The organism is Eikenella longinqua, assembly GCF_001648355.1.
In the GTDB taxonomy this organism is placed as follows: Bacteria; Pseudomonadota; Gammaproteobacteria; order Burkholderiales; family Neisseriaceae; genus Eikenella; species Eikenella longinqua.
On sequence record NZ_LXSL01000011.1, the window covers coordinates 20,852 to 45,620 of the forward strand.

21 protein-coding genes and 1 pseudogene are annotated in these 24,769 nt (G+C 58.6%); 5 read left to right on the top strand and 17 right to left on the bottom strand.

All coding sequences use genetic code 11. The features are described from left to right. Positions 1–78 precede the first annotated feature (78 nt). The 3 genes and pseudogenes from A7P95_RS12435 to A7P95_RS00725 form a co-directional block, all read right to left on the bottom strand. A pseudogene (locus A7P95_RS12435) lies at positions 79–1,074 on the bottom strand (ESPR-type extended signal peptide-containing protein); the annotation flags it as partial. Between the two features lie 695 nt (positions 1,075–1,769). Further along, entirely contained in the window at positions 1,770–2,339 is a 570-nt protein-coding gene (gene azu / locus A7P95_RS00720; protein ID WP_067589673.1) for an azurin, read from the bottom strand. 146 nt (positions 2,340–2,485) lie between these two features. Continuing rightward, positions 2,486–3,067, bottom strand: a complete 582-nt coding sequence (locus A7P95_RS00725; protein ID WP_067589676.1) for an adenine phosphoribosyltransferase — start codon at positions 3,065–3,067, stop codon at positions 2,486–2,488. Between the two features lie 166 nt (positions 3,068–3,233). Here A7P95_RS00725 and A7P95_RS00730 point away from each other — a divergent pair, with 166 nt between their 5' ends. After that, positions 3,234–5,447: a RelA/SpoT family protein gene (locus A7P95_RS00730; protein ID WP_156503449.1), complete on the top strand. Its 2,214-nt coding sequence runs from the start codon at positions 3,234–3,236 to the stop codon at positions 5,445–5,447. Positions 5,448–5,836: 389 nt separating this feature from the next. On the opposite strand, the gene A7P95_RS00735 is transcribed toward A7P95_RS00730, so the two are convergent. The 8 genes from A7P95_RS00735 to leuS form a co-directional block, all read right to left on the bottom strand. Next, positions 5,837–6,370 (bottom strand): PqiC family protein, encoded by a 534-nt coding sequence (locus A7P95_RS00735; protein ID WP_067589679.1) that lies wholly within the window; start codon positions 6,368–6,370, stop codon positions 5,837–5,839. Next, complete coding sequence (gene pqiB / locus A7P95_RS00740) at positions 6,370–8,007, bottom strand: intermembrane transport protein PqiB (RefSeq protein WP_067589682.1); 1,638 nt, start codon at positions 8,005–8,007, stop codon at positions 6,370–6,372. Before pqiB ends, A7P95_RS00735 begins: the two co-directional genes overlap by 1 nt. Before the next feature lie 116 nt (positions 8,008–8,123). Next, positions 8,124–9,350 carry a paraquat-inducible protein A gene (locus A7P95_RS00745; protein ID WP_156503465.1) on the bottom strand — a complete coding sequence of 409 codons (1,227 nt, stop codon included), beginning with the start codon at positions 9,348–9,350 and terminating at the stop codon, positions 8,124–8,126. Positions 9,351–9,586: 236 nt separating this feature from the next. Next, a complete protein-coding gene (locus tag A7P95_RS00750) occupies positions 9,587–10,117 on the bottom strand; it encodes a hypothetical protein (protein ID WP_156503450.1) in 531 nt (176 codons plus the stop codon). A gap of 128 nt (positions 10,118–10,245) precedes the next feature. Continuing rightward, positions 10,246–10,635 (bottom strand): hypothetical protein, encoded by a 390-nt coding sequence (locus A7P95_RS00755; RefSeq protein ID WP_067589689.1) that lies wholly within the window; start codon positions 10,633–10,635, stop codon positions 10,246–10,248. Between the two features lie 176 nt (positions 10,636–10,811). Further along, a complete protein-coding gene (gene carA / locus A7P95_RS00760; protein ID WP_067589692.1) occupies positions 10,812–11,942 on the bottom strand; it encodes a glutamine-hydrolyzing carbamoyl-phosphate synthase small subunit in 1,131 nt (376 codons plus the stop codon). 345 nt (positions 11,943–12,287) lie between these two features. Further along, the gene (locus tag A7P95_RS00765) at positions 12,288–12,566 is read right to left on the bottom strand and encodes a hypothetical protein (RefSeq protein WP_067589695.1); all 279 of its coding nucleotides are present in this window, start codon (positions 12,564–12,566) and stop codon (positions 12,288–12,290) included. 99 nt (positions 12,567–12,665) lie between these two features. Further along, the gene (leuS, locus tag A7P95_RS00770; RefSeq protein WP_067590327.1) at positions 12,666–15,308 is read right to left on the bottom strand and encodes a leucine--tRNA ligase; all 2,643 of its coding nucleotides are present in this window, start codon (positions 15,306–15,308) and stop codon (positions 12,666–12,668) included. Between the two features lie 126 nt (positions 15,309–15,434). Between leuS and A7P95_RS11410 the strand changes: the two genes are divergently transcribed. Further along, positions 15,435–15,674: a hypothetical protein gene (locus A7P95_RS11410; RefSeq protein WP_156503451.1), complete on the top strand. Its 240-nt coding sequence runs from the start codon at positions 15,435–15,437 to the stop codon at positions 15,672–15,674. 175 nt (positions 15,675–15,849) lie between these two features. Here A7P95_RS11410 and ptsP read toward each other — a convergent pair whose 3' ends face one another. From ptsP to A7P95_RS00790, 4 genes are all read right to left on the bottom strand, one after another. Further along, positions 15,850–17,610, bottom strand: coding sequence for a phosphoenolpyruvate--protein phosphotransferase (gene ptsP / locus A7P95_RS00775; protein WP_067589697.1), 1,761 nt, complete (start codon positions 17,608–17,610; stop codon positions 15,850–15,852). A gap of 2 nt (positions 17,611–17,612) precedes the next feature. Beyond that, positions 17,613–17,882, bottom strand: a complete 270-nt coding sequence (locus tag A7P95_RS00780; protein ID WP_067589701.1) for an HPr family phosphocarrier protein — start codon at positions 17,880–17,882, stop codon at positions 17,613–17,615. After that, a complete protein-coding gene (locus tag A7P95_RS00785; protein WP_067589704.1) occupies positions 17,876–18,289 on the bottom strand; it encodes a PTS sugar transporter subunit IIA in 414 nt (137 codons plus the stop codon). The genes A7P95_RS00780 and A7P95_RS00785 overlap by 7 nt, the downstream gene beginning before the upstream one ends. Before the next feature lie 579 nt (positions 18,290–18,868). Next, positions 18,869–19,360: a DUF456 domain-containing protein gene (locus tag A7P95_RS00790; RefSeq protein WP_067589707.1), complete on the bottom strand. Its 492-nt coding sequence runs from the start codon at positions 19,358–19,360 to the stop codon at positions 18,869–18,871. A gap of 196 nt (positions 19,361–19,556) precedes the next feature. Here A7P95_RS00790 and A7P95_RS00795 point away from each other — a divergent pair, with 196 nt between their 5' ends. Beyond that, on the top strand, positions 19,557–20,348 hold the full coding sequence (locus A7P95_RS00795) for an inositol monophosphatase family protein (protein WP_067589710.1): 792 nt from the start codon (positions 19,557–19,559) through the stop codon (positions 20,346–20,348). Between the two features lie 137 nt (positions 20,349–20,485). Continuing rightward, entirely contained in the window at positions 20,486–20,899 is a 414-nt protein-coding gene (locus A7P95_RS00800) for a hypothetical protein (RefSeq protein ID WP_067589714.1), read from the top strand. A gap of 113 nt (positions 20,900–21,012) precedes the next feature. Here A7P95_RS00800 and A7P95_RS00805 read toward each other — a convergent pair whose 3' ends face one another. Together A7P95_RS00805 and A7P95_RS00810 are read right to left on the bottom strand one after the other, a co-directional pair. Beyond that, positions 21,013–21,531 (bottom strand): nucleoside/nucleotide kinase family protein, encoded by a 519-nt coding sequence (locus A7P95_RS00805; RefSeq protein WP_156503452.1) that lies wholly within the window; start codon positions 21,529–21,531, stop codon positions 21,013–21,015. 77 nt (positions 21,532–21,608) lie between these two features. Beyond that, positions 21,609–23,204 carry a peptide chain release factor 3 gene (locus A7P95_RS00810; RefSeq protein WP_067589721.1) on the bottom strand — a complete coding sequence of 532 codons (1,596 nt, stop codon included), beginning with the start codon at positions 23,202–23,204 and terminating at the stop codon, positions 21,609–21,611. A 140-nt stretch (positions 23,205–23,344) separates the two neighbouring features. Here A7P95_RS00810 and xseA point away from each other — a divergent pair, with 140 nt between their 5' ends. Continuing rightward, the gene (gene xseA, locus A7P95_RS00815) at positions 23,345–24,697 is read left to right on the top strand and encodes an exodeoxyribonuclease VII large subunit (RefSeq protein ID WP_067590330.1); all 1,353 of its coding nucleotides are present in this window, start codon (positions 23,345–23,347) and stop codon (positions 24,695–24,697) included. Positions 24,698–24,769: the final 72 nt, after the last annotated feature.

The window sequence follows — 24,769 nt, forward strand, 5'->3', positions numbered from 1 at the left end:
AGAAGTAGCTTCTGTAGTATTGCCAGCAACAATGGCCAACTCCTTGCCCAATTGATGGGTTTGAAGGCTGTTGTTATCAGCATTCACTCCAAAACCTAAGCCGTTTACGATGGAATACAGCTGGCTGCCGTTAATAGCGTCAGTGCTAGCGGCAGTAATGGCACCCGGGGCAACGTGTTTGATTTGGCGTTCAGCCCCAGCCGCCCCTACCGATACTTGGTCGCCTGCCGCAATATTAGTCGCACCTGCAAAGCCACTGTATGTTATCGATCCGATAGTGGCGCTGGTTACGGCAGAAGCATTTACTTTAGTGGTACTTTTATTACCCAAAGCAATAGAGTTTTTTAAAGAGGCTTCTGCTTCTGCACCCAGTGCCGTGGCATGCGTCGCGGTAGCTTTGGTATCAACACCGATAGCGATTGAATTTATTTGCTTGTTGGCTTCCAGCAAGGTAGCTCCAGTCCCGATGCGGATGCTGTTCGTTGCGTTTGCCCCATTGACACCTCGATCGCCCACACCGATGATGCCGCTGTTCACATCCAAGCGGCCGCCAAGGGTAAGATGTTTGGCACCATTATCAGTCTCGCTTGTGGGAGCAAGCTTCTTATCACCGTAAAACAAAGTGCGGTTGGTCTGCGTATCGTGTTTTTCACTTCCTGTGGTAGTGCGCGAATTACACGGATTGTATGAAGATGTTAAGCCAACATCGGCGGCGTTATACATCGATACATTTCCGATCCCCTCCAAAGGAGTTGAAACCTGTTTAGGATTAGCCGGCTGTATGGCATAAGGCACGGCAGTAGAACCATCAGGAAGAACAGTACAGTTAGCATCCTGTCCGTCATTGATATAAATCCCCGGGCCGGCATGGGCATACCCGGCAGTAGCAGTCAGAGCCAGCAACATTGCAGAAGCAGCAACTCGGGGCATCCTGATGCCCACCCGACTCAAAATACCTGCCCCGCTGCCATTTACTCCGGTAGATGCAGATTTACCATGAGCCTTGGCCGTTTCCTGCACCGCCACCCAAGTGTTGGTATGTTCGTTCCACACAACGCGGTAAACTTTATTCATTTACTCTCTCCCTTAGTTTTTTCTAAACCAATCAAAAATCAACATAAAAACTTGCAAAGCCGCCCGAACAGCTGATTTACATCAACATAAGCGCATTCCCACTGAAAAACTTGCCAAATCACACAAAATTTAAACTACCCTTGCAAGCCAAAAGACTTTTCTCTCAATAGATTCAGTGGGCTATATACTCTACAAACGCCGGTCAAATTAGGGCTGCATGATACCCATCTTTACCTGTTCAGCCTAGCGCCTTATCCATTCAAAGCCGGTTTTTACGGTATTTTTACAACACGCCGCCTGCTTAAACGCCACACGCGCGCCCACTCGCCCCCGCCGACACGGCTTTGGCCAGCATTTGCGCCCTCCCCTTTTCCCCACACCCGCCCCGATACCGACACGCCAACATTTCAGGCTACCTGAAAATCCAGCATTACTTTTTCAGGTAGCCTCCTGCGGGTTCAAAATAGCTTGGGCATTGGCCTCCAACCTTGGATAACTCTGCCCGGCCCGCCATCCCGCCTATCACGGAAAGATACGAAAACACAAAGGCTGCTTGAAACCTCGCCCACTTTTCAGGTAGCCTTTAATCGGGTTGAAGCAGCCTAAGCGGATATCCGGCTTGCCTCACTCCCCATTGCTGAAACACAAAGGCTACCTGAAAATATTTTTCAGGTAGCCTTTGGCGCATTGGCAGCTTAGTCTGCCAGTTTCACGGTGCCGTTCATCACGCCGGCGTGGCCGGGGAAGGTGCAGAAGAATTTGTAGCTAGAGCCGGCGGCCAGCTTGCTCACGGGGAAGGTAACCGAGGTTTCTTCGCCGCCGCCGATGAGTTTGGTGTGAGCGATCACGCGGGTGTCGCCGGGTTTCACGTAGTCGTTGTCGGGGCCGGCGCCGATGCCGTCGTTGTTCACGCCGTTTACGTCGCCTTCGGCGGTGATGACGATGTTATGCCCCATCGAGGCTTTGGGCATGCTGCCGGTGTGCTTGAGGGTAACGGTGAAGTCGGTGCAGCCTTTGGGCACGCTGATTTCGGCAGTGTTGTATTGCATGCTGTCGCCGGTTTCCACCAGTTGCGAGCAGCCTTCGGCGGCAGCGGCGGGGGCGGAGGCGGCTTCGGAAGCGGGCACGGCTTCGGAAGCGGCGGAGGCGGGATGCTCGTGTGCGGCTTCGGAAGCAACGGAAGCAGCGGCGGGCTGGGCGGGTTCGCCGCCGCAGGCGGCCAGCGCCAGTGCGGCGGCGGCAATCAGGGGGAGGTACAGTTTCATAACGTGGTTTCCTTAATTAAAACATGGGGGAAATACTGCGCGGCTGATTATAGCGCAGCGGGGGCGGCTTGTCTGATTCGGGATAAGGAAATCCGGCTTTCAGGTAGCCTGAGCGCCGGATTGGTTGGGTTTATTTTTCAGGTAGCCTACGGCGTGCCGTGCTCGCTGCCCACGGCGCCGCTGTTTTGATACAGGGTAAACAGGGATACGCCTTCGTTGCGGATGCGGTCGCCGCCGGGCAGGTCGGTGAATTCGAGGATGGCGGCGGCTTCCACCACGTGCCCGCCGAGCTTGCGGATGAGGTTGATGCCGGCGAGCATGGTGCCGCCGGTGGCCACGAGGTCGTCCACCAGCAATACGCGGGCGTTGTTTTTGAAGGCGTCGGTGTGGATTTCCACGGTGGCTTCGCCGTATTCGAGCGCGTAGCTTTCCGACACGGTGGCGAAGGGCAGCTTGCCTTTTTTGCGGATGGGCACGAAGCCGACGTTGAGTTGGTAGGCCAGCGCGGCGCCGATGATGAAGCCGCGCGCATCAAGCCCGGCCACCACGTCGATGTCTTGCGTCATGTAGCGGTAGGTGAGCAAGTCCACCAGCAGGCGGAAATATTCCGGGCTTTGCAGCACGGGCGTGATGTCGTGAAACAGCACGCCTTCCTGTGGCCAATGCGGGATTTTGCGGATTTTCTGCGCCAGCATTTCAACAGTCATCACTTCGGGGTGGAACAGCATGATAGTTAATCTTTCAGGTAGCCTGTGAACGGTGCGGATATTACCATTTCCACCGCCGTTTGGCACAACATTGCGCACCCAAATCAAATCCCCGCCGCAGGCAAAACACACACGGCGGATTTTTGGTTACAATCAGCCCGAGAAACCGAACACAAGGCGAACCCCCATGGAAACCGGCTATTCAGACACCCACATCACCGACCTGCCCGCCTGCCGCCGCTGGCTGGCCGAGTATGCCGCCCAGCAAAACGAGGCCGACCGACAACTTCTGCACCAAGCCTTCGCCCTGGCCGAAGCGCACTACCCCGCCGACGCGCAAACCTACGCCGGCGAGCCGCTGCTGCCCCACGCCTTGGGCGCCGCGCAGATGGTGGCGCAGCTCGACTTGCTGCCCGAAGCCGTGGCCGCCACCATATTGTCCGGCATATCCAAACAGGGCGGCAATTGGCAAATTCAGGTAGCCGAGCAATGCGGGCAAACCGTGTGCGCCCTGGTGCAGGGTATCGACCAAGTACAGAAGCTCACCCACTTCGCCCGCGTAGACGGCCTCGCCACGCCCGAAGAGCGCGCCGCGCAGGCCGAAACCATGCGCAAAATGCTGCTGGCCATGGTGTCCGACATCCGCGTGGTGCTCATCAAACTCGCCCTGCGCACCCGCACCATGCAATACCTCGGCAGCTGCCCCGACAGCCCAGGGAAACGCGCCATCGCCAAAGAAACGCTGGATATTTTCGCCCCGCTCGCCAACCGCTTGGGCGTGTGGCAGCTCAAATGGCAGCTCGAAGACTTGGGCTTCCGCCACCAAAACCCAGAAGAATACCGCCGCATCGCCCACCTGCTCGACGAAAAACGCCCCGAGCGGCAGCATTATATCGACCACTTCCTCGGCATCCTCAAAGCCGAGCTGGCCAAATACGGCATCCGCGACTACGACGTGGCCGGCCGCCCCAAACACATCTACTCCATCTACCGCAAGATGGTGAAGAAAAAGCTCGACTTCGAAGGGCTCTACGACATCCGCGCCGTGCGCGTGCTGGTGAACAGCGTGCCCGAGTGCTACACCGTGCTCGGCATCGTGCACAGCCTGTGGCAGCCCATCCCCGGCGAATTCGACGACTACATCGCCAACCCCAAAGGCAACGGCTACAAAAGCCTGCACACCGTCATCATCGGCCCCGAAGACAAAGGCATTGAAGTGCAGATCCGCACCAAAGAAATGCACCAATTCAACGAATTCGGCGTGGCCGCACACTGGCGCTACAAAGAAGGCGGCAAAGGCGACGCGGCGTATGAACAGAAAATCGCCTGGCTGCGCCAACTGCTCGACTGGCGCGAAAACATGGCCGAAAGCGGCAAAGAAGACCTCGCCGCCGCCTTCCAAACCGAGCTCTTCAACGACACCATCTACGTGCTCACCCCGCACGGCAAAGTGCTCTCCCTGCCCGTGGGCGCCACCCCCATCGATTTCGCCTACGCCCTGCACAGCAATCTGGGCGACCGCTGCCGCGGCGCCAAGGTAGACGGCCAAATCGTCCCCCTCTCCACCCCGCTGGAAAACGGCCAGCGCGTGGAAATCATCGCCGCCAAAGAAGGCGAGCCCTCGGTAAACTGGCTGTATGAAGGCTGGGTGAAGAGCAACAAAGCCATCGCCAAAATCCGCGCCCACATCCGCCGCCAAAACGCCGAAAACCTGCGCGAACAAGGCAAGCTGCAACTGGAGCGCACCCTGCTCAAAATCCAGGCCAAGCCCAATATGCAGGCCCTGGCCGAAAAACTCGGCTTCAAAAAGCCCGACGACCTCTACACCGCCGTGGCGCACGGCGAAATCATGCCCCGCGCCGTGCAGAAAGCCTGCGGCCTCCTGGCCGAGCCCGCGCCCGAGCCTGTGAGCACGCAGAGCATCGTGAAAGAATCGCGCATCAAGGCCGACGGCGGCAAAGGCGGCATCCTGGTGGACGGCGAATCCGGCCTGCTCACCACCCTGGCCAAATGCTGCAAGCCCGCCCCGCCCGACGAAATCGCCGGCTTCGTTACCCGCGGGCGCGGCATTTCCATCCACCGCCTCGGCTGCCCCGCCTTCCAGAAGCTGGCCGAACAAGCCGCCGAAAAAGTCGTGCCCGCCTCCTGGGCTGGCGTGCCGGCCGGGCAGGTGTTTGCCGTAGACATCGAAGTGTCTGCCCAAGACCGCAACGGCCTCCTGCGCGACCTCTCCGAAGCCCTGGCGCGGCACAAGCTGAACGTAACCGCCGTGCAAACCCAATCGCGCAACCTCGAAGCCAGCCTGCGCTTCACGCTGGAAGTGCACCAAGTGGGCGACCTGCCGCACGTGCTCGCCAGCCTCGCCAACGTAAAAGGCGTTACCGGCGTGAGCAGGCTGTAACGCAGCACCCGCACCATCAATCCAGGCTACCTGAAAGCGCAGCTTCAACGCAGTGAAAACGAAGTTTCTGCGAAGCTAAAACGAAGTTTCTGCCCCAAGCATTTTTCAGGTAGCCTTGATTGCGCGAAGCGAGATTCCAAGCGTTGGGGCTACCTGAAAACTCGGCAACGGCCTTCAGCTGCTGCCATCAGATAATGGATTCAATTTAAACCGCTACGGCGTTGGCTTGCTGCCTTGCCTCGGTTTAAATTGAATCCACTATTTTTCAGGTAGCCTCCAATCCGTGCCGCCCATGCGGAAGGCTACCTGAAAACATCGGCTGCAACGAAACGCAAAGTTTCTGCGCAGCCAAAATTTTCAGGTAGCCTTTTGCGTGCCAGCACGTGCCGTTAATATGCGCCGATTTGCTCCGCCGCCTGCGCCACGCCCTGCGACAAGGCGTTCACCATCGCCGCGTAGCCGTCGCCCTGCTGCGGGGTTTGGATGCGGAAGGGCGCAGTACGGCCGTTCGGCCATTGGGCGTAGCCGCTCACCAGCGTGTGGCCGCGGAAGCTGCCTTGAAACTGCTCGATGTAAATCTTGAGCACGGGCAGGCCGTTGCCGCGGCCGTAGGGCACGAAGCGGGCGCCGCCGTGGCGGTTCAGCCGGTTGCTGAAGGCGGCGGCGAGGCTTTGATCCAGCGGCGCGGCCCACAGGTGGTGGCGGGCGAAATTCAGGCGCTGCTCGTCGGTTTGATACACCAGCCCGCCCTGCCCCAGCGGCTCGGCCAGAATCACTTGCACGGCGGTTTGGCGGGCGGCCTGGCCGGCGGGCGGCACGAAGGCGCTGTCGGGCAGGCTGAAATACTGGGTGGCGGGCGTGGCGGCGCAGGCGGCCAGCAGCAGGGCGGCGGCAGGCGCGGCCAGCTTGGCAAGAAGGTTCATCAGCGGCTTCCTTTCGGGGTGGGGTCGGTGGAGGAAGAATTGAAAATCAGGGCGTTGGGCTGCTCTTTCAGGGTGTTGAGCACGGGCGCGGCCTGCTGGAGGGTGCGGTCGATGCTGCGCAGGGTTTTCTGCACGTCGCCATACACGGGCGATTGCGGCGACACACCTTGCAGGGTGGTGCGCAATTCGGCCAGGGTGCGGTTCAGCTCGCCGGGCAGCTGCTGGGTTTGCGGCTGGCCGAGCAGGCGGTTGGCCTGCGCCAGCGTGCCTTTGAGCTCAGCCAGGCTGCCGTTGAGCTCGCGCACGGTTTTATCCAGCGGCAGGCGGTTGAATTTATCCAGCAAATCGGACACCTGCTGCTGCAAATCGCCCAAGCCGGCGCCGTTGCGGGTGGCGATCACGGTGTTGCCCTGGTAGCTGGCCACGGGCTTGAGCACGCTCTGGCCGGGCGCTTCGGACAGCTCCACAAACAGCGAGCCGGTGAGCAGGTTATTGCTGGCGAGGGTGGCGCTCAGGCCTTTGTTGAGGGCGCGGCCAATTTGGTCGGCCCAGGCTTCCTTGCTTTGCGCGTCGGCATTCATTTCCAGCCGCGAGGGATCGATGCGGATGCGCACCGGAATCCAGCCGTTGTCGAACAGGCGCAGGCTGTCGTTGCGGTCGAAATACGGCACGTCGGTAACCGTGCCGATGGGGATACCTTTGTATTCTACCGGCGCATCCACCGCCAGCCCGCGCACGCTCTGTTTGAAGAAAACCACGTAATACAGCGAGCGCTCGTCGGCCTGGTTTTCCACGTCGGCGCGGCTGGCATAGAGCTTGAACAGGGTGTTGTTGCCCACTTGGCCGCCCTTCTCGCCGCTAGGCGGGTCGTCGAAGGCGATGGCGCCGGAAATCAGCGCGGGCAGCGAGGGGCTGTCCACTTTCAGGCCGCCGTTGCCCAGCTCCACCTTCAGGCCGCTTTGTAGCCAGAAGCGGGCATTGCTGCCCACCAGCTTATCGTTCGGGCTGGCGATAAAAATTTGATAAGAAACGGTTTTGCTCACCGGATCAAACTCAGCGTCCTCCACGATGCCCACATTGATGTCGCGGTACATCACCGGGCTGCCGTTGCTCAAAATCTTGCTGCCGCCGCCTTTGAGGCGCAACCTCAGGCCGCCTTGGGCAAACGCGGCCACCGGCGGGAAATCGGCCACGGTGAATTCGCGCGCCTCTTCCGGGCTTTTGCCGGGCAGCAGCGCAATATACGAGCCGGACACCAGCGTGCTCAAGCCGGTGATGCCGCTTTGGTCCACGCGCGGCTTCACAATCCAAAACTGGCTGTCTTTGCGCACCATCTCTTTGGCTTCGCCGGTGAGCCGGGCGGTGAGCGCTACGCCTTCCTGGTTGGGGCGCAGGTGGATGGCGGTTACGCGGCCCACGTCCACATCCAGCACTTTGATTACGGTGTTGTTCACTTCGATGCCTTCGGCATTGGCCACATACAGCGTGACTTCGGGGCCGGTATCGCGGATGTACTCAAACAGCAGCCAGGCGCCGGTGATGAGCGCAATCAGCGGAATCAGCCACACCATAAAGGAGAAGCTGCGGTTGCGGCGGATTTCCGCCTGCGGCTCGTGTTCGGAAGAGTGTGTTGTCATGGTTGGGATGCTTGGTTTTTAAAAAGGTTGGGGCTTGGGTGTTTTCAGGTAGCCTTTTCTTAGCCGGAGGCTACCTGAAAAACGCAGCGCGGCGGAATGTCTGCAAAGCCAAAATGTCAGCCCGACTGTTTGCGCCGTTGGGCGGCTTTGTCCCACATCAGGCGCGGGTCGAAAAAGTGCGCCGAAAGCATGGTGAGCAGCACCACCAGGCAGAAATACAGCGCCGCCGGCCCGGGCACCACGCGCGCCAAATGCGTGCGGAAAGTGGACATCAGCATGATGATGACGAAAATATCAATCATCGACCAACGCCCGATGGATTCGGTAATCAGATACAGCTTGGAAAGCTTCTGCGGCGCCATATTGATGCCAAACTTGGCCGCATACAGCAGCACGCCCATGGCGATAATCTTCAGCCACGGCACCATGATGCTGGCGCTGAAAATAATCATCGCAATATAGTGGTCGCCGTCGCGCCACATAAACCGGATGCCGCTGAAAATCGTGCTGCGCTCGATCACGGTGGGGTTGGACGACACCATAATCGTCATCAAATTCGCCGGCAAGAGCAACACCAGCGCCGTAATCAGCAGCGCCAAGCTCCAGCCCAGGCTGTTCGGCCGCCGCTTGTGCAGCCCCGAGCCGCAGATGCCGCATTCCGTTTCGCCCGCCGGCCGCTCAAACAAACACTTGCCGCAAAACACCGAGCTGCCTTGCGGCCGCAGCAAATCCCGATCCCCGTTCAGCCGCCGGATTTGGTAATACACCCAATGCTCCGGCACCGAAATCGCCGTGCGAATCAGCAGCACGGAGAGCGCAAACATCAGGTAAAAGGCCGCGCCAAACTGCACCTGCGCCACCTTGCCCAGCTTGATATACGCCACCAGCGTGGAAATAAAAAACACATCCACCATCATCCAACCGCGCAGCCGCACCAGCCAGCGCGTGGCGCGCAGCACCCCCGGCGGCGGCCTGCCCCATAGCAGCCCGCCATACACATACAAACACAGCAGGCAAAACAGCAGCGGTGCGCCGAAAGTGAGCACAAACATCACCTCCGCCAAAAAGCCCGATTCCTGCAAAATCAGCACCTTCATCATTTCCGGCAGCGTGAGCGGCACATTCTGCCCCAACACCGTAACCTGCATATACAACCCGGAAAACACCACCGCCAGCATAATCAGCGAAGCCAAAGCCAGCGCCGGCGGCAGCATAAACGGATTGGCCTCCACCCGCGCCAGCGGATGCCGGCAGCGCGGGCAAAACGCCGCCTTCCCCGGCTTGAGCGGCGGCAGGCGCAGCTCCAAACCGCAGGAATGGCAGCAAATATGGTGCGCCGGCATCACCGCCTGCGGCTGGTATGGGCGGTAGCGGCGGGCGCGACGCAATCGGGTGGTGAAATCCAAGGGGAAGGAAACCGGCAGAAAAAAGAAAGGGCGATTATAGCCCAAAGCGGATTGGCGGCAAGGGCTTAAGCAGAGAGAAAGGCCGAATAGTTTTCAGGTAGCCCTCACGCGAAGCTGGAGGCTACCTGAAAACCATCGGCAACAAACAACCCTGCCGTACGAGCCACATTGCCCTACTCACACCGATTCGTGCGGACAATCTGCTGGTAAACCCTCCGCACATTGCCCACATCGTTGATTTGGCAACGTCCGTTATGGCAACTAACGTTAAAGTGAGTGGTAACGGTTTTTCTAGGCTCGCCCAGATTGACAAAATCTTTAAACGTTGCACGCACCCTGTCTCCCTGCAATGGCGTCACCCTCAGTGTCCGCATCAAATCATCGGGCGCACCGCCATTCCCAATGCCCATATCGAAATGCCTGGCATATTCGCACTCAATCCCCTGGGCCCGGGTATTAGCTCTATCGATAATCCGATAAGCCTGATTCACAACACGCTTAAATTCCGGCGAAGCATACGGCAAATAATCCTCTTTGGCATACGCCTGCCGCACAACCTGTATTTTTGCCTGCTCATCCAAGGTTTGCGCCTGTACAGCCGAAGCCATGAGCAACGCCGCCTGCGCCGCAATCATCATCCATTTTCCCATGTCTTTTCCTTTCAATATCCAATCGCAAATCATCTCGCGTATGAGCAAACTCATACCCTTCCCGCTTGAGCCGCGCCATTTTTCAGGTAGCCCCAATCTTCACCCAAGGCTACCTGAAAATACCGCAGCAACAAAGCCAAACCCAGCCTACCCCAAACCCCGCACGCAGGCAAGCCGCCGCCCTATTCCTCAAAGCAATATGCCAGCGCCGCATAATCCGCCACCCTGTCTAGCGGCCACACCGTTTGCAGCCGCAGCAGGTGTTCGCGCGCCAAAAACAGGCGGATTTGCCCGATGCCGCTGGGCGGCGCGCCATCCGTGGTTTCCGGTGGCAGCCAAATATCCGCGCACAGCCGCCCGCTGTCGATATACAGCGCTTCAAACGCCGGAGAAAAACAGGCCAGGCGCGAGCCGTCGTCATACCACAGGCGCAGTTCGCTGCCGCCTGCCGCCGCGCCGATTTCCACGCAATCGCAGTTTTGCTCCAAAGGAAACGGGTCTGCCGCCAGCGCCAAAGAGAAAGGCCGGCGCAACAGCTCGATGCCGGAGCAATGGATTTCGTATATTTTCATGGTTCGCCCTAACCGTTAAACCAAGCCGATAAATTTTCAGGTAGCCTTCGCGCATGGCAAAGGCTACCTGAAAAGTATAGTGGATTAACAAAAACCAGTACGGCGTTGCCTCGCCTTGTCCTGATTTTTGTTAATCCACTATACAAACCTCAACGGTGGCTGAGAAACAGCAATATTTACTGTTTGGCAGCCTGCATATTGGCAATAAACTTGTCAAACAGATAGCCGACATCCTGCGGGCCGGGGCTGGCTTCGGGGTGGCCTTGGAAACAGAACACGGGTTTGTCGGTCAGCTCAATGCCTTGCAAGGTGTCGTCGAACAGGGAATGGTGGGTAATCCTTGCGTTGGCGGGCAGGGTGTCGGCATCGACGGCGAAGCCGTGGTTTTGGCTGGTGATGACGACTTTGCCGCTGTCCAAGTCTTGCACGGGGTGGTTCGCGCCGTGGTGGCTGAAGTGCATTTTCAGGGTTTTTGCGCCGATGGCGAGGCTGATGAGCTGGTGTCCCAAACAAATGCCGAAGATGGGTTTGCCGCTTGCCATCAGTTTTTGCACGGCTTCGATGGCGTAGTCGCAAGGCTCGGGGTCGCCCGGGCCGTTGGAGAGGAATACGCCGTCCGGGTTGAGTGCCAACACCTCTTCCGCACTGGTTTGGGCGGGGACGACGGTCAGGCGGCAGCCGCGCGAGGCGAGCATACGCAGGATGTTGGTTTTCACGCCGAAATCATAGGCGACAACGTGGAACGGCTGTTCGGCAGGAGTAACGAAACCTTTGCCCAACGCCCATTCGCCTTCGGTCCATTCGTAGGCTTCTGTGCAGGAAACTTCTTTCGCCAAATCTTTGCCGACCATGCTGCCGAACGCGGCGATGAGTTCCTGCGCTTTTTCCACCGTAGCGTCCGCGCCGGTCAGAATCGCGCCGCCTTGCGCGCCTTTTTCGCGCAAGAGCGTGGTCAGGCGGCGGGTGTCGATGTCGGCAATGGCGACGGTTTTGTTGCGCACTAAATAGTCGTGCAGGCTTTCGAACGCGCGGAAGTTGCTGTGCAAGAGCGGCAGGTCGCGGATAATCAGGCCTGCGGCATAAACGCTGCGGCTTTCTTCGTCTTCGGCGTTGGTGCCGGTATTGCCGATGTGGGGGTAGGTGAGGGTAACGATTTGTTTGCAGTAGGACGGGTCGGTCAGGATTTCCTGATAGCCGGTCATGGAAGTGTTGAACACGACTTCGCCGGAAGTCGTGTCGTCGTAACCGATTGATGTGCCGTGAAATACGCTGCCGTCAGCGAGAACGAGGAGTGCGGGAGTGGTCATGGTGTGGTGTCCGATAAGAGGGGTTCAATCCGAGAAAAAGCACGTTCCCGCACCGCATGGCGGTGTGCAAACGTGCTTCTGGGGCGGGCGCGCCGCCTGTCGGAAGCACGTTATTTTACTGGACAACGCAAGTTCGCGGCAAGGCAGGCCAGCCTGATTGGGCGGCAAAAGGCTACCTGAAAGCGTGAGCTTCAACGCAGTTAAAACGAACGGAGTGAGTTTCTGCGAAGCTAAAACGCAAGCTTCAGCGAAGTGAAAACTTGGGGCGGGGATTTTTCAGGTAGCCTCTGTGCTAGAAGGGCTGGCTGAAGAATGAATCAGACTGATTCACTCGCTGCGGCCTGCTTACACAATAAAAAACAGACGATATACAAACAAGCAAAACAACATATCCAACAACAAGCAAACCGTTGCCGAGCAAAATATCCTGACGGCTGCTGCGGCTTTGACGGGCAGGCAATGAAACGACAAATAAACAATAAACAGGCTTACCAAATAATAGACTAGTAATTCAATCATTCCCATGATGAAGTAATGGAAATCACGAGACGGGACGTTGGCAATAAAATCAAGCCAACCTTTAAACTCTCCCAAAGCCAATAAAACCGCAAACAGGTTCAGCACAAGCCGACTTTTTGCATGGATTTGATTTAGTTATAACAAAGGCTACCTGAAAAATTGAAAGCCAATATTTTCAGGTAGCCTCTTATCAGCCCAACGGCCTCACACCACAATATTCACCAGCCGCTTGGGCACGACGATGATTTTCTTCGCCGCTTTGCCTTCCATAAACTTCTGCGCGCCGGCGGTGGCGAGCGCGGCGGCTTCGATGGCGGCTTTGTCGGCTTCGGCGGGCACGGTGATTTTGTCGCGCAGCTTGCCGTTCACCTGCACCATCATTTCGATTTCGGTCTGCACCAGCGCGGCGGGGTCGGCTTTCGGCCACGCGGTTTCCCACACCTTGCCGCCCTCGCGCAGCTCGCCCCACAGGCTTTCGCAAATGTGCGGCACGATGGGCCACAGCAGCAGCAGCACGGCTTCCAGCGTTTCCTGCGCCACTTCGCGGCCGTGCGTTTCGGCCAACGCGCCGCTTTTGGCGGTGGCGTCGTATTGGTTCAGCAGCTCCATCACGGCGGCCACGGCGGTGTTGAACTGCTGGCGGCGGTCGTAGTCGTCGGTGACTTTGGCGATGGTGCTGTGCAGCTTGAAGCGCAACTCTTGCAGGCTGCCTGCCAGCGCGTTGTGGCTACCTGAAAACGCCTGCGCCGTACCGCCCTGATTGAATTCGTACACGGTGCGCCACAAACGGCGCAGGAAGCGGTGCGCGCCTTCCACAGCGGCGTCGTTCCATTCCAGCGACTGCTCGGGCGGCGCGGCGAACATCATGAACAGGCGGGCGGTGTCCGCGCCGTAGGTGTCGATCAGCGTTTGCGGATCAACGCCGTTGTTTTTGGATTTGGACATTTTTTCCATACCGCCAATCTGCACGGGCTGCCCGTCGGCGCGCAACACGGCGGAGGCGGGGCGGCCTTTGTCGTCCAACTGCAAATCCACATCGGCGGGGTTGAACCATTCTTTGCCGCCATCGGCACGGTCGCGGTAGTAGGTTTGCGCCAGCACCATGCCCTGTGTGAGCAACTGCTTGAACGGCTCGCGCACGGGCACAATCCCTTCTTCGTTCATCAATTTAGTGAAGAAGCGGGCGTACAAAAGGTGCAAAATCGCGTGTTCGATACCGCCGATGTATTGGTCGGCCTGCCCCCAATACGCCGCCGCTTCGGGCGCGACCATGTGCGCGTCGTCGCGCGGCGACATATAGCGGAACTGGTACCAGCTCGATTCCATGAAGGTGTCCATGGTGTCGGTTTCGCGCTTGGCCGCGCCGCCGCATTTCGGACATTTTGTCTCATAAAATTCGGGCATTTTGGCCAGCGGCGAACCCGCGCCGTCGGGCACCACGTTTTCGGGCAGCACCACGGGCAAATCCTGTGCGGGCACGGGCACTTCGCCGCAGCATTCGCAATGGATGATGGGAATCGGGCAGCCCCAATAACGCTGGCGGGAAATGCCCCAGTCGCGCAGGCGGTATTGCGTTTTCGGCTCGCCCGCAGAAGCAGCCTGCAACTTGGCGGCGATGGCATCGAAAGCAGCCTGAAAATCCAAGCCGTTGAATTCGCCTGAGTTTATCAGCCGCGTGTTTTCCTTCGCGCCATACCAGTCATGCCACACGGAGGGGTTGTAGGGCTGCGGTTCGTTCAATTCGATCACCTGTTTAATCGGCAGGCCGAATTTGTTGGCAAACTCAAAATCGCGCTCGTCGTGCGCGGGCACGGCCATCACCGCGCCGTCGCCGTAGCCCCACAGCACATAGTTCGCCACCCACACTTCCAGCCGCTCGCCGTTGAGCGGGTTGATGACGAAGCGGCCGGTGGGCAGGCCTTTTTTCTCCATCGTCGCCATATCGGCTTCAGCCACGCTGCCGGCCTTGCATTCGGCGATGAACGCTTGCAGTGCAGGCTGCTTTTCGGCAGCGGCGGCGGCCAGCGGGTGCTCGGCGGCCACAGCCACATAAGTCGCGCCCATCAGCGTGTCGGGGCGGGTGGTATAGACTTGAATATAATCGGCATAATTTTCAGGTAGCCCTTCGCGGCTGTCGGCGGCTACCTGAAAACGCACGTTCATGCCGCGCGATTTGCCAATCCAGTTGCGCTGCATGGTTTTCACCTGCTCCGGCCAGTCCAAGCCGTCCAAATCGGCCAGAAGCTGCTCGGCGTAATCGGTGATTTTGAAGTAGTACATCGGGATTTCGCGCTTTTCCACCAGCGCGCCGCTGCGCCAGCCGCGCCCGTCAATCACCTGCTCGTTGGCCAGCACGGTGTGGTCCACCGGGTCCCAGTTCACCGTGCCCAACTTTTTGTACACAATGCCTTTTTCAAACAGCTTGGTGAACAGCAATTGCTCCCAGCGGTAGTATTCTGGGCGGCAGGTGGCGATTTCGCGTTCCCAATCCAGCGCGAAGCCCAAGCTCTGCAACTGGCCGCGCATATAGGCGATGTTTTCATATGTCCATTTGGCGGGCGCGGTGCCGTTTTTCAGCGCGGCGTTTTCGGCGGGCATGCCGAACGCGTCCCAACCCATCGGCTGCAACACGTTGAACCCGTTCAGCAATTTGAAGCGGCTGCGCACGTCGCCGATGGTGTAGTTGCGCACGTGCCCCATGTGCAGCCTGCCGCTGGGATAGGGGAACATGGAGAGGCAGTAGAATTTGGGCTTGGTGCTGTTTTCTTTGGCGTTGAAAACGCGGTGCGCCGCCCATTTTTCGCGGGCGGCGGGCTCGGTGAGGGAGGGTTGGTAGAGTTCTTGCATGATGGGTTCTGCCGACAGATTGAGATAGTTTGGAAAACTGCGGATTATAAGCCAGCGGCGGCGCATCGCCAAACAGGAAACTGCAAACGATTGCCACCATCGGGCAGAGCGGCAGAACGATTGTGCTTGGCAAATGAAGAATTAGATAAGAATAAGCCCTTACACGCCGGCCACGCCATCAGGCTACCTGAAAAATATCGGCAGCTCCCCCGACGCAAGTTGAACATTCACTTTGTGCGCCTGGCACAGACAAAAAAAGCCATCAATACCAAGGGAGGAAGTATTGATGGCCAACTTGCGGGAAAACGTCTACTTACTATCCATACCGCCTACCAAGAAGCGGCACAGACGGGGCGCATTGTATAGAATACTTTGATTATTGTCACTACTAATTGTTATTTTTTACCCAAATACGGCAATTCGCCGCCATAAACTTGCACTAAGCTTGAAAAGAAGAAGATTTGTTCATTTATTTAAGTAAAGATTAAGCGCAGTATTTAAACAATAATTTTTAACGATTCTTCACTTTTCTATCTGAATGTTATGTTATTTCAACTGTTGCGTTTTTGTCATCATCTGCCGCATTCATCTTCTTAACTGCCTGCCGAACCTTCTCCGGATCGCCCATGCGCAGCAGTTTGCGCACCTGAGAGGCCAGCTCGGCCGTGTTGCTTTGAATAATCACATTTTTCACCGCCAGCAGATTGCTAGCATTCATGGAGAAGCGGCGCAGGCCCAGACCCAACAGCAAGCGGGTGAAATGCAAATCGCCCGCCATTTCGCCGCACACCGACACCGGCTTGCCCATGCGCTTGGCGGTGCCAAACACATGATGCAGCAGCTTCAACACAGCCGGGTGAGCGGGCTGGTAGAGATAGCTCACGCTGTCGTCGCCGCGATCCACCGATAAGGTATATTGAATCAAATCATTGGTACCGACCGAGATAAAATCCAGATATTTCAAAATGCTGCCCACAGTGAGTGCGGCCGAGGGGATTTCGATCATCGCGCCCACCTGCACTTTGCCATACTCTTCGCCGCGCTCCTCCAGCTGGCGGCGGGCGGTGGCCAAATGGTTGATACACTGGCGCACTTCATCCACTGAAGAAATCATCGGCCACATGATTTTCACCGGCCCCAGCGCCGCCGCGCGCAAAGCCGCCCGCATCTGGGTGCGGAACATCACCGGCTCGGCCAGGCAGAGGCGGATGCCGGTCATGCCCAAGGCGGGGTTGAGCGCGTGGCCTTCGCCAAACCAACGCGGGTTTTTATCCACGCCCAAATCCACGGTGCGCAAGGTGAGCGGCTTGCCTTTGAGCTTTTTCACAATGCCGGCATACACGCGGTATTGCTCGTCTTCGTCGGGCAGGTTGTCGCGGTTTAAAAACAGGAATTCGCTGCGGAACAAGCCCACGCCGTCGGCGGAAAGGCGGTTCATCAGGCGCACGTCTTGGCCGGATTCGATGTTGGCCAAAAGCTCGATGTCGATGCCGTCTTTGGTGGTGGCGGTAATGTCTTTGAGCTTGTTGAGCAGGCGGCGCTGGCTACGGTACACGCGGTCGCGCTTGCGGTATTCGCTGAGGATGAGGTCATCGGGGTTGATGATTAGCACGCCGCTGAGGCCGTCCACAATGATCCATTCATCTTGGCTGATCAGCTCGCGCGCGTTGTATAGGCCGATTACCGAGGGCATATCCAGGCTGCGGCCCAAAATAGCGGTGTGGCTGGTAGGGCCGCCGGCGTCAGTGGCGAAGCCGGCAATGCGGTGCTCCTTGAAATACACGGCATCAGCGGGCGATAAATCGTGGGCAACCAGGATGATGTCGTCTTCGGTGTCGGTGTCGGGCAAGAAGTCGGTGTTCTGCCCCATCAGGTTTTGGTAGATCCGCTCGGCTACCTGAAGCATGTCTTGCTTGCGTTCGCGCAGGTATTCGTCGTCGATGGCGTCGAACTGTTCGGCCAACTTGTCGGTTTGCAGCTTCAGCGCCCATTCGGCGTTGATGCCCTGCGCGCGCAGAATGTCGATCGGCTCGCGCGAAAGGGTAACGTCGGCCAGGAGCATCAGGTGCAGCGAAATAAACGCGCCCAATTCGGTTGGCGCATTTTCGGGGATGGCGCTGCGCAGCTGCTCCAGCTGGCGGCGGGTGGCCTTCACGGCCGCTTCAAAACGTTCGGCCTCGGCATCGATTTCCTCCGGCGCCATATCCAGCTGCGGCACTTCCTCCATGCCGCGCACCACCAAATGCGCCCGCCCGATGGCAATCCCGCTGCCCGCCGCAAATCCGTGCAACACCACGCTCATGTTTACTCGCCTTCGTCGAAATAATTATTGATCAAAGCCAGCAGCGCCTGCATGGCCGCCTGCTCGTCTGCGCCCTCGGTTTCGATTTCGATTACTGCGCCCTTGGCCGCCGCCAGCATCATCAAGCCCATGATGCTCTTGCCGTTTACACACTTGCCGTTGCGGCACACCCGCACCTCGGCGGCAAACGCGCCCGCCGTTTGCGTAAACTTGCTCGACGCGCGCGCGTGCAGCCCCAGCTTGTTAATAATCTCCACCTGCTGCTTCAGCATACGCCCTGCTCCTCTTCCGGCAAAATCAGCATAATCCCGGCCAAAGCCGACTGGCGCACCGCCTCGGCCAACGCCAGCAAATCATCGCTCTTTTTCGCCTCCTGCACCGCCTTCACCATCATCGGCGCATTCAGCCCCGTGAGCATCACCATGCGGTGTTGCCGCAACAGCCGCCGCCCCACATTGCACGGCGTGGCGCCAAACACATCCGCCAGCAGCAAGATGCCGTCGGTAAACGCCAGCCGCTCCGCTTCCTTCTGCGCCCGCGCCATCACCGCCTCCGGCTCCTCATCCGGCCGCACGCCGATAATCGACAAATACTCCGGCATCTCGCCGAAAAAATGCTGCGCCAGCTTGCTATAAGACTCGCCCAGCGTTTCATGCGTCATAATCATCAAACCGATCATCTACTTCTCATTTCACTCAAAATTATTTTTCAGGTAGCCAATCATAGCAGAGAAAGGCTACCTGAAAACGTCAGCCTCAACTCAGTTCAAACCCAGCGCAGCAAAATTGCCGTAAAGACAAAATCATCCCGCCGTTTTTCAGGCAGCCCCATTTCGCCACAGGCTACCTGAAATCCAAACTCCCAACAAAACTTCCTGAAAAACCAAGCGCAGAATATCTTGATGTCAATACTTGGGGCTGTGACTTCTCTGCTGGCGCAGCCGAACGGAGCGCGGTTTTTCGGGAAACAAGGGCTTGCATGTTCGAAGCGGCGCAACCGCAAGTTGCGAGCCCGCCCGAAAAACTGCGTGGAGTGAGGGAAGTTTGGCGAAGCCAAACCTGTGCCCGCAGTCGCCTTTCTTTTGCTTCCTTTTCTTTGGCGAAGCAAAGAAAAGGAAGTGCCCGCGCCGGCATGAGGCGCAAGGGTGAATAGGGCAAGGATGGCAAAGGCTACCTGAAATTAGCAGGCCACCTGAAATCTCTCCCATGCCGTACAAAATATTATCGATACCAAGTTTCAAGCTAAAGTCCCAAAACCCTCAACTCACCCAATGATACACATACAAGCCCAAAATACTAAACAACACCACCAGCGCACAGCCCAGTTTCGCCACCACCCCCGCCACCATGCCCAACAGCGTGCCCAGCCCCACCTTGCCCGCCGACCACAAACTGCGCCGCGCCGCAAACTCCCCTGCCGCCGCGCCCACCAGCGGGCCCAACACCATCCCCGGCAGCGCAAAAAACAGCCCCACCACACCGCCCGCCAGCGAACCCCACAGCGCCTGCCTGCTCGCCCCCGTAAACTTCGCCCCCAGCAGCCCCGCCACATAATCCAACGTCCAAGCCAGCGCCAAAATCAGCCCCAGCACCACCAGCGCCGTCGGGCCGATTACCTCGTAATCCTGGCTATAAGCCAACAACCACGTGCCCGCAAACATTATCGGCATCCCCGGCAGCAGCGGATGCACCGCCCCCGCCAAACCCGCCAGCAGCAACACCAGCGCCAACACAACCAACGAAGCCGTCATACCCGCTCCCAAACAAAACAATGATTCACCCCCGCAAAATAAGGCCGCCCCCGCCGATTTAAAGCCCGCCCGCTTTTGCCCGCCCGCCGCCCAAGGTATAATGCCGCCCCAACAATCGGCTGCCGCCCCGAGCGCAGCCCCTTTCTAATTTTCAGGTAGCCAGCCTGCCCACAGCCCGAATCGGAGAAAGAGAAACATGAACCCCGTCCTCAACACCGCCATCAAAGCCGCCCGCCGCGCTGGCGACATGATGCTGCGCGCCTCCAACAACCTTTCCGCCGTCAAAATCGACAGCAAAGCCTTCAACGACTTCGTGTCCGACATCGACCGCACCGCCGAAGAAATCATCAGCGAAATCCTGCACGAAGCCTACCCCCAGCACAAAATCACCGCAGAAGAAACCGGCACCTCCGGCCCCGAAAAAGCCGAATACGAATGGATTATCGACCCGCTCGACGGCACCACCAACTACCTGCACGGCCATCCCCAATACGCCGTCAGCATGGCCCTGCTGCACAAAGGCGTGCTACAAGAAGCCCTCGTTTACGCCCCCGAGCGCAACGACCTCTACCTCGCCTCGCGCGGCCAAGGCGCCCTGCTCAACGACCGCCGCATCCGCGTATCCAACCGCACCGAGCTCAACCGCTGCCTCATCGGCACCGGCTTCCCCGTGGTCGATCAAAGCATGATGGAAAGCTACCTGCAAATCCTGCAAAGCTTCCTTGCCAAAACCGCCGGCGCCCGCCGCGAAGGCGCCGCCTCGCTCGACCTCTGCGCCGTGGCCTGCGGCCGCTTCGACGGCTTCTTCGAATTCAACCTCAAACCCTGGGACATCGCTGCCGGCGCCCTCATCGTGCAGGAAGCAGGCGGCATCGTTACCGATATGCAGGGCAACGAAGGCTGGCTCGAAAGCGGCAACATCGTCGCCGCCCCGCCCAAAGTGCTGGCGCAAATGCTGCAAACCATCGCCCCGCATCTGCCCGCCTAATTTGCCGCACAATATTAAGGCTACCTGAAAACGCAATACAGCAAAGTTTCTACGAAGCTCCCGTTTTCAAGTAGCCTTTTCCCTGCTGACACGCCCGTACAAAGGCTATCTGAAAATACGAGATAAGGAGTAACACAATGAAAAAACAGATCATCACCGCCTGCCTCATCGCCATGTTGTCCGTCCCCGCCCATGCCGAACCCAACACTCAGGAAATACACGAATTCTGCAAAATAACCGGCAATATCACCTACGACGCCGTACGCGCCAGCCTCAACGGTGAAAGCCGACAAACGGTACAGCGGAAACTGGAAGCCAGCTATATCAATCCCCTCCCAAACGATCCCAGAATACGCGAGCTAATGCGCGCGCAAGTCAAACACTCGCTGGATAAAGCCTATGACCTGTATCCATACCTAAGGAGGCTGCCTAGGTCGGAGCACACAAAAACCTCTGTTGCGGTGGGTAGAATCGAATATCAGGTTTGCATGGAACACTTTTTGAAACACGACAACAGCAAGCACAGGTCAGATTCACACCCCGCCAGATAATATCAACCTGAAATAAAACGACTGCTCCATTTAGCCTGCCCTGCTTAGCGCCAAACCAAAGGCTACCTGAAAACGCAATGAAGTTTTCAGGTAGCCTTTTTCACACCCACGCCCTACTCCGCCACCACATAATACCCCAGCCCATTCTCCCGCACCCTCACCCGCACCGTCTGCCCCGCCAAATCCTCCGGCGTACGCCGCAGCACACCCTCGTCCAGCTCAAAACGCATCCCGTCCTCCAGCTCCAGCACCCAAGATTTGAAAGCGCCCTTCTGCGTTTCCAGCAAACGCGCCTCCACCGACACCGGCTCAACCGGCAGCAGCGACACCAGCAACACCGCATTCACCAGCACCCGCGTCAGCACCCCCGCCATCAACACCCCCCACATCACGCGCGACATATCCCGCTTAAACCGATCCCCCGCCGGCAACCCTGCGCCGCCCTTGCGCAGACGGAAAAGCCAGCGCACGCACAGCGCCGCCAGCACGGCAAACACCGCCCCCGCCAGCCAAGACGCCCCCTTCTTCCACGCCAGCGGCTGCGTCATCACCAACACCGCGCCCAACACCAGCGCCGCCGCCAGCGCCAGCTTGTTCCACCACTCCCACTCGCTCATTTTGAACCAAGCCATTCGTTTCCCCATCCGGTTAAGGGCTACCTGAAAACAGTGAAAACAAGATTGCCAAAATTTTCAGGTAGCCTCTTTATTCAGCTCAACTTCGCCGCGTGCTCGCGCGTTTCGTGGAACACAATATCCGGCCAACGTTCCTGCGTCAGGTTCAGGTTCACGCGGTTGGGCGCGAGATAGGCCAGATTGCCGCCTGCATCTATCGCCAAATTGCCCGCGTTGGCTTTTTCAAATTCCGCCAGCTTTTTCTTGTCGTCGCACGACACCCAGCGCGCCGACCAGATGGACGCGCTGTCGAACACGGCTTCCACGCCGTATTCGTTGGCCAGCCGCGAGGTAACGACTTCAAACTGCAACACGCCCACCGCGCCCAAAATCAAATCCGCGCCGCTCATCGGTTTGAACACCTGCACCGCGCCTTCTTCGCCAAGCTGTTGCAAGCCTTTTTGCAGTTGCTTGATTTTCAGCGGGTTTTTTATGCGGACGCTGCGGAACAGTTCGGGCGCAAAGAAGGGGATGCCGGTGAACGCCAGTTGCTCGCCTTCGGAGAAGCTGTCGCCGATTTGGATGTTGCCGTGGTTGGGGATACCGATGATGTCGCCCGCAAAGGCTTCTTCCACCAGCTCGCGGTCGTGCGACATGAACGTAACCACGCTGGATGCGGCGATGTCGCGGTTGATACGCAGGTGCTTCATCTTCATGCCGCGCTCGAATTTGCCGGAGCAGACGCGCAAAAAGGCGATGCGGTCGCGGTGCTTCGGGTCCATATTGGCTTGGATTTTAAAGATAAATCCGGAGAATTTCGGCTCGTCCGGCTCAACCATGCGCACGGTCGCGTCGCGCGGTTTCGGCACGGGTGCCCAGTCAATCAGCGAGTTCAAGATTTCCTGAATACCGAAGTTGTTAATCGCCGAGCCGAAAAACACGGGCGTGAGGCTACCTGAAAGAAATTCGTCCAAATCAAACTCGTTGGAAGCCGCCTGCACCAACTCGATTTCGTCGCGAAGCTGCTGGATTTCCAGCGGAAAACGTTTTTCCAGCTCGGGATTGTCGATGCCTTTGATGATGTCGAACTCGTGCGGCAGACGCTCGCCCCCCGCTTCAAACAGATAGATTTCGTCGTTCAGGATGTGGTACACGCCTTTGAAGTTTTTGCCCATGCCGATGGGCCAGGTTACCGGCGCGCAGCGGATTTTTAAAATATTTTCCACTTCGTCCAGCAATTCCAAAGAATCGCGCACTTCGCGGTCGTATTTGTTCATGAAGGTTACGATGGGCGTGTTACGCAGGCGGCAGACGTTCAACAGTTTGATGGTTTGCGCTTCCACGCCTTTGGCCGCGTCGATGACCATCAGCGCGCTATCGACAGCGGTGAGCACGCGGTAGGTGTCTTCGGAGAAGTCTTGGTGGCCGGGCGTGTCCAGCAGGTTCACCGTGTGGTCTTTGTAGTCGAACTGCATCACGCTGGATGCCACGGAAATGCCGCGCTGCTTCTCGATTTCCATCCAGTCGGAAGTGGCGAATTTGCCGGTTTTTTTGCCTTTCACCGTGCCCGCGCTCTGAATCGCGCCGGAAAACAGCAAGAGTTTTTCGGTGAGCGTGGTTTTGCCCGCGTCGGGGTGGGAGATGATGGCGAAGGTGCGGCGGCGGCGCACTTGGTCTGGAATATTGGACATGGCGGAAACCCGAATTGAAAACGGCGCATTCTAACATATCGCCGCGCGGGGTAAGGCTACCTGAAAATCCATCTGCCCGATTTTTCAGGTAGCCTTCCGGCTGTATAATGCCGCCTTCCATCATTCCCCTGCCCGATGCCATGTCTGACCTGTTTGCCCCCGCCGCGCTTTCCGTTTCCGAGCTGAACCATCTGGCCAAAACCCTGCTGGAAGACCAGCTCTCCGGCCTGTGGGTGGGCGGCGAGGTGTCGAACTTGGTGAAGGCGGCCAGCGGGCACTACTACTTTGTTTTAAAAGACCAACGCGCCCAAGTGCGCTGCACCTTGTTCAAACACGCCGCCCGTTCGCTGGCCGCGCTGCTGCGCGAGGGGGCGGAAGTGGAAGTGCTGGGCAAAATCACGCTGTATGAGGCGCGCGGCGAGTTTCAGATTAATGTGCAGGAAGTGCGGCGCAAGGGGCTGGGGCAGTTGTTTGAAGCTTATGAGCGGCTGAAGCAGCGTTTGCAGGCGGAAGGCTTGTTCGACGCTTCGCGCAAACGGCCGCTGCCCGAAGCGCCGCAGTGCATCGGCGTGGTTACCAGCCTGGCCGCGGCGGCGCTGCGCGATGTGGCCACCACTTTGCGGCGGCGCGCGCCGGATGTGCGCGTAATCGTGTATCCCACGGCGGTGCAGGGCGCGGGCAGCGAATTTCAGGTAGCCTCCGCCCTTGCCGCAGCGGCGGCGCACGGGCAGGCAGATGTGCTGATTGTGTGCCGAGGTGGGGGCAGCATGGAAGATTTGTGGGCGTTCAACGAAGAGGCGGCCGTGCGCGCGGTGGCGGCCTCGCCGATTCCCGTGGTGAGCGGCGTGGGCCACGAAACCGATTTCACGCTCACCGATTTCGCCGCCGACCTGCGCGCGCCCACGCCCACCGCCGCCGCCGAGCTGGCCAGCCCCAACCGCACGGAACAGCTCGGCAAAATGCAGCAGCTGCTCGGCCATTTGCGCCACACCCTGCAACGCCGCTGCACCGATGCCGCCCAGCGGCTCGACTGGCACGCCGCCCAACTGCGCCACCCGCGCCAGAAGTGGCAGGAGCAGCAGGCCGCCCTCCTGCGCAGCCGCCACGCCCTCGCCGGCCACATGCAGCGCCACCTGCTGCGCAAACAAGAACAGCTGGCCTATCTGGCGCAACTGTGCCGCCGCAGCCGCCCCGCGCCGCAGGCCGCCGCGCGCCAGGTGCAAGCCCAGGCCGTGCAACTCAACCGCCACCTGGCCGCCCTGCTCGCGCACAAACAGGCGCAGTGCCAAAAGCAGGCCGGCATCTTGGAAGCCCTCTCGCCGCAGCACACCCTGGCGCGCGGCTACAGCGTGATCACCGACCGCGCGGGCAAGGTGGTGCGCGATGCCGGCCGGCTGCACAGCGGGCAGGTGCTCTCGCTGCATTTCGAAACCGGCACCGCGCAGGCGCAGGTGTTGCCGCGGCGCACCAGGCAGCAGGATTTGTTTGACTAGGCAGGCTTGCCGTTTGCCCGCCCTTGGCACGCAAATATTTTCAGGTAGCCTCATTTGCGCCACGGCGGGCAA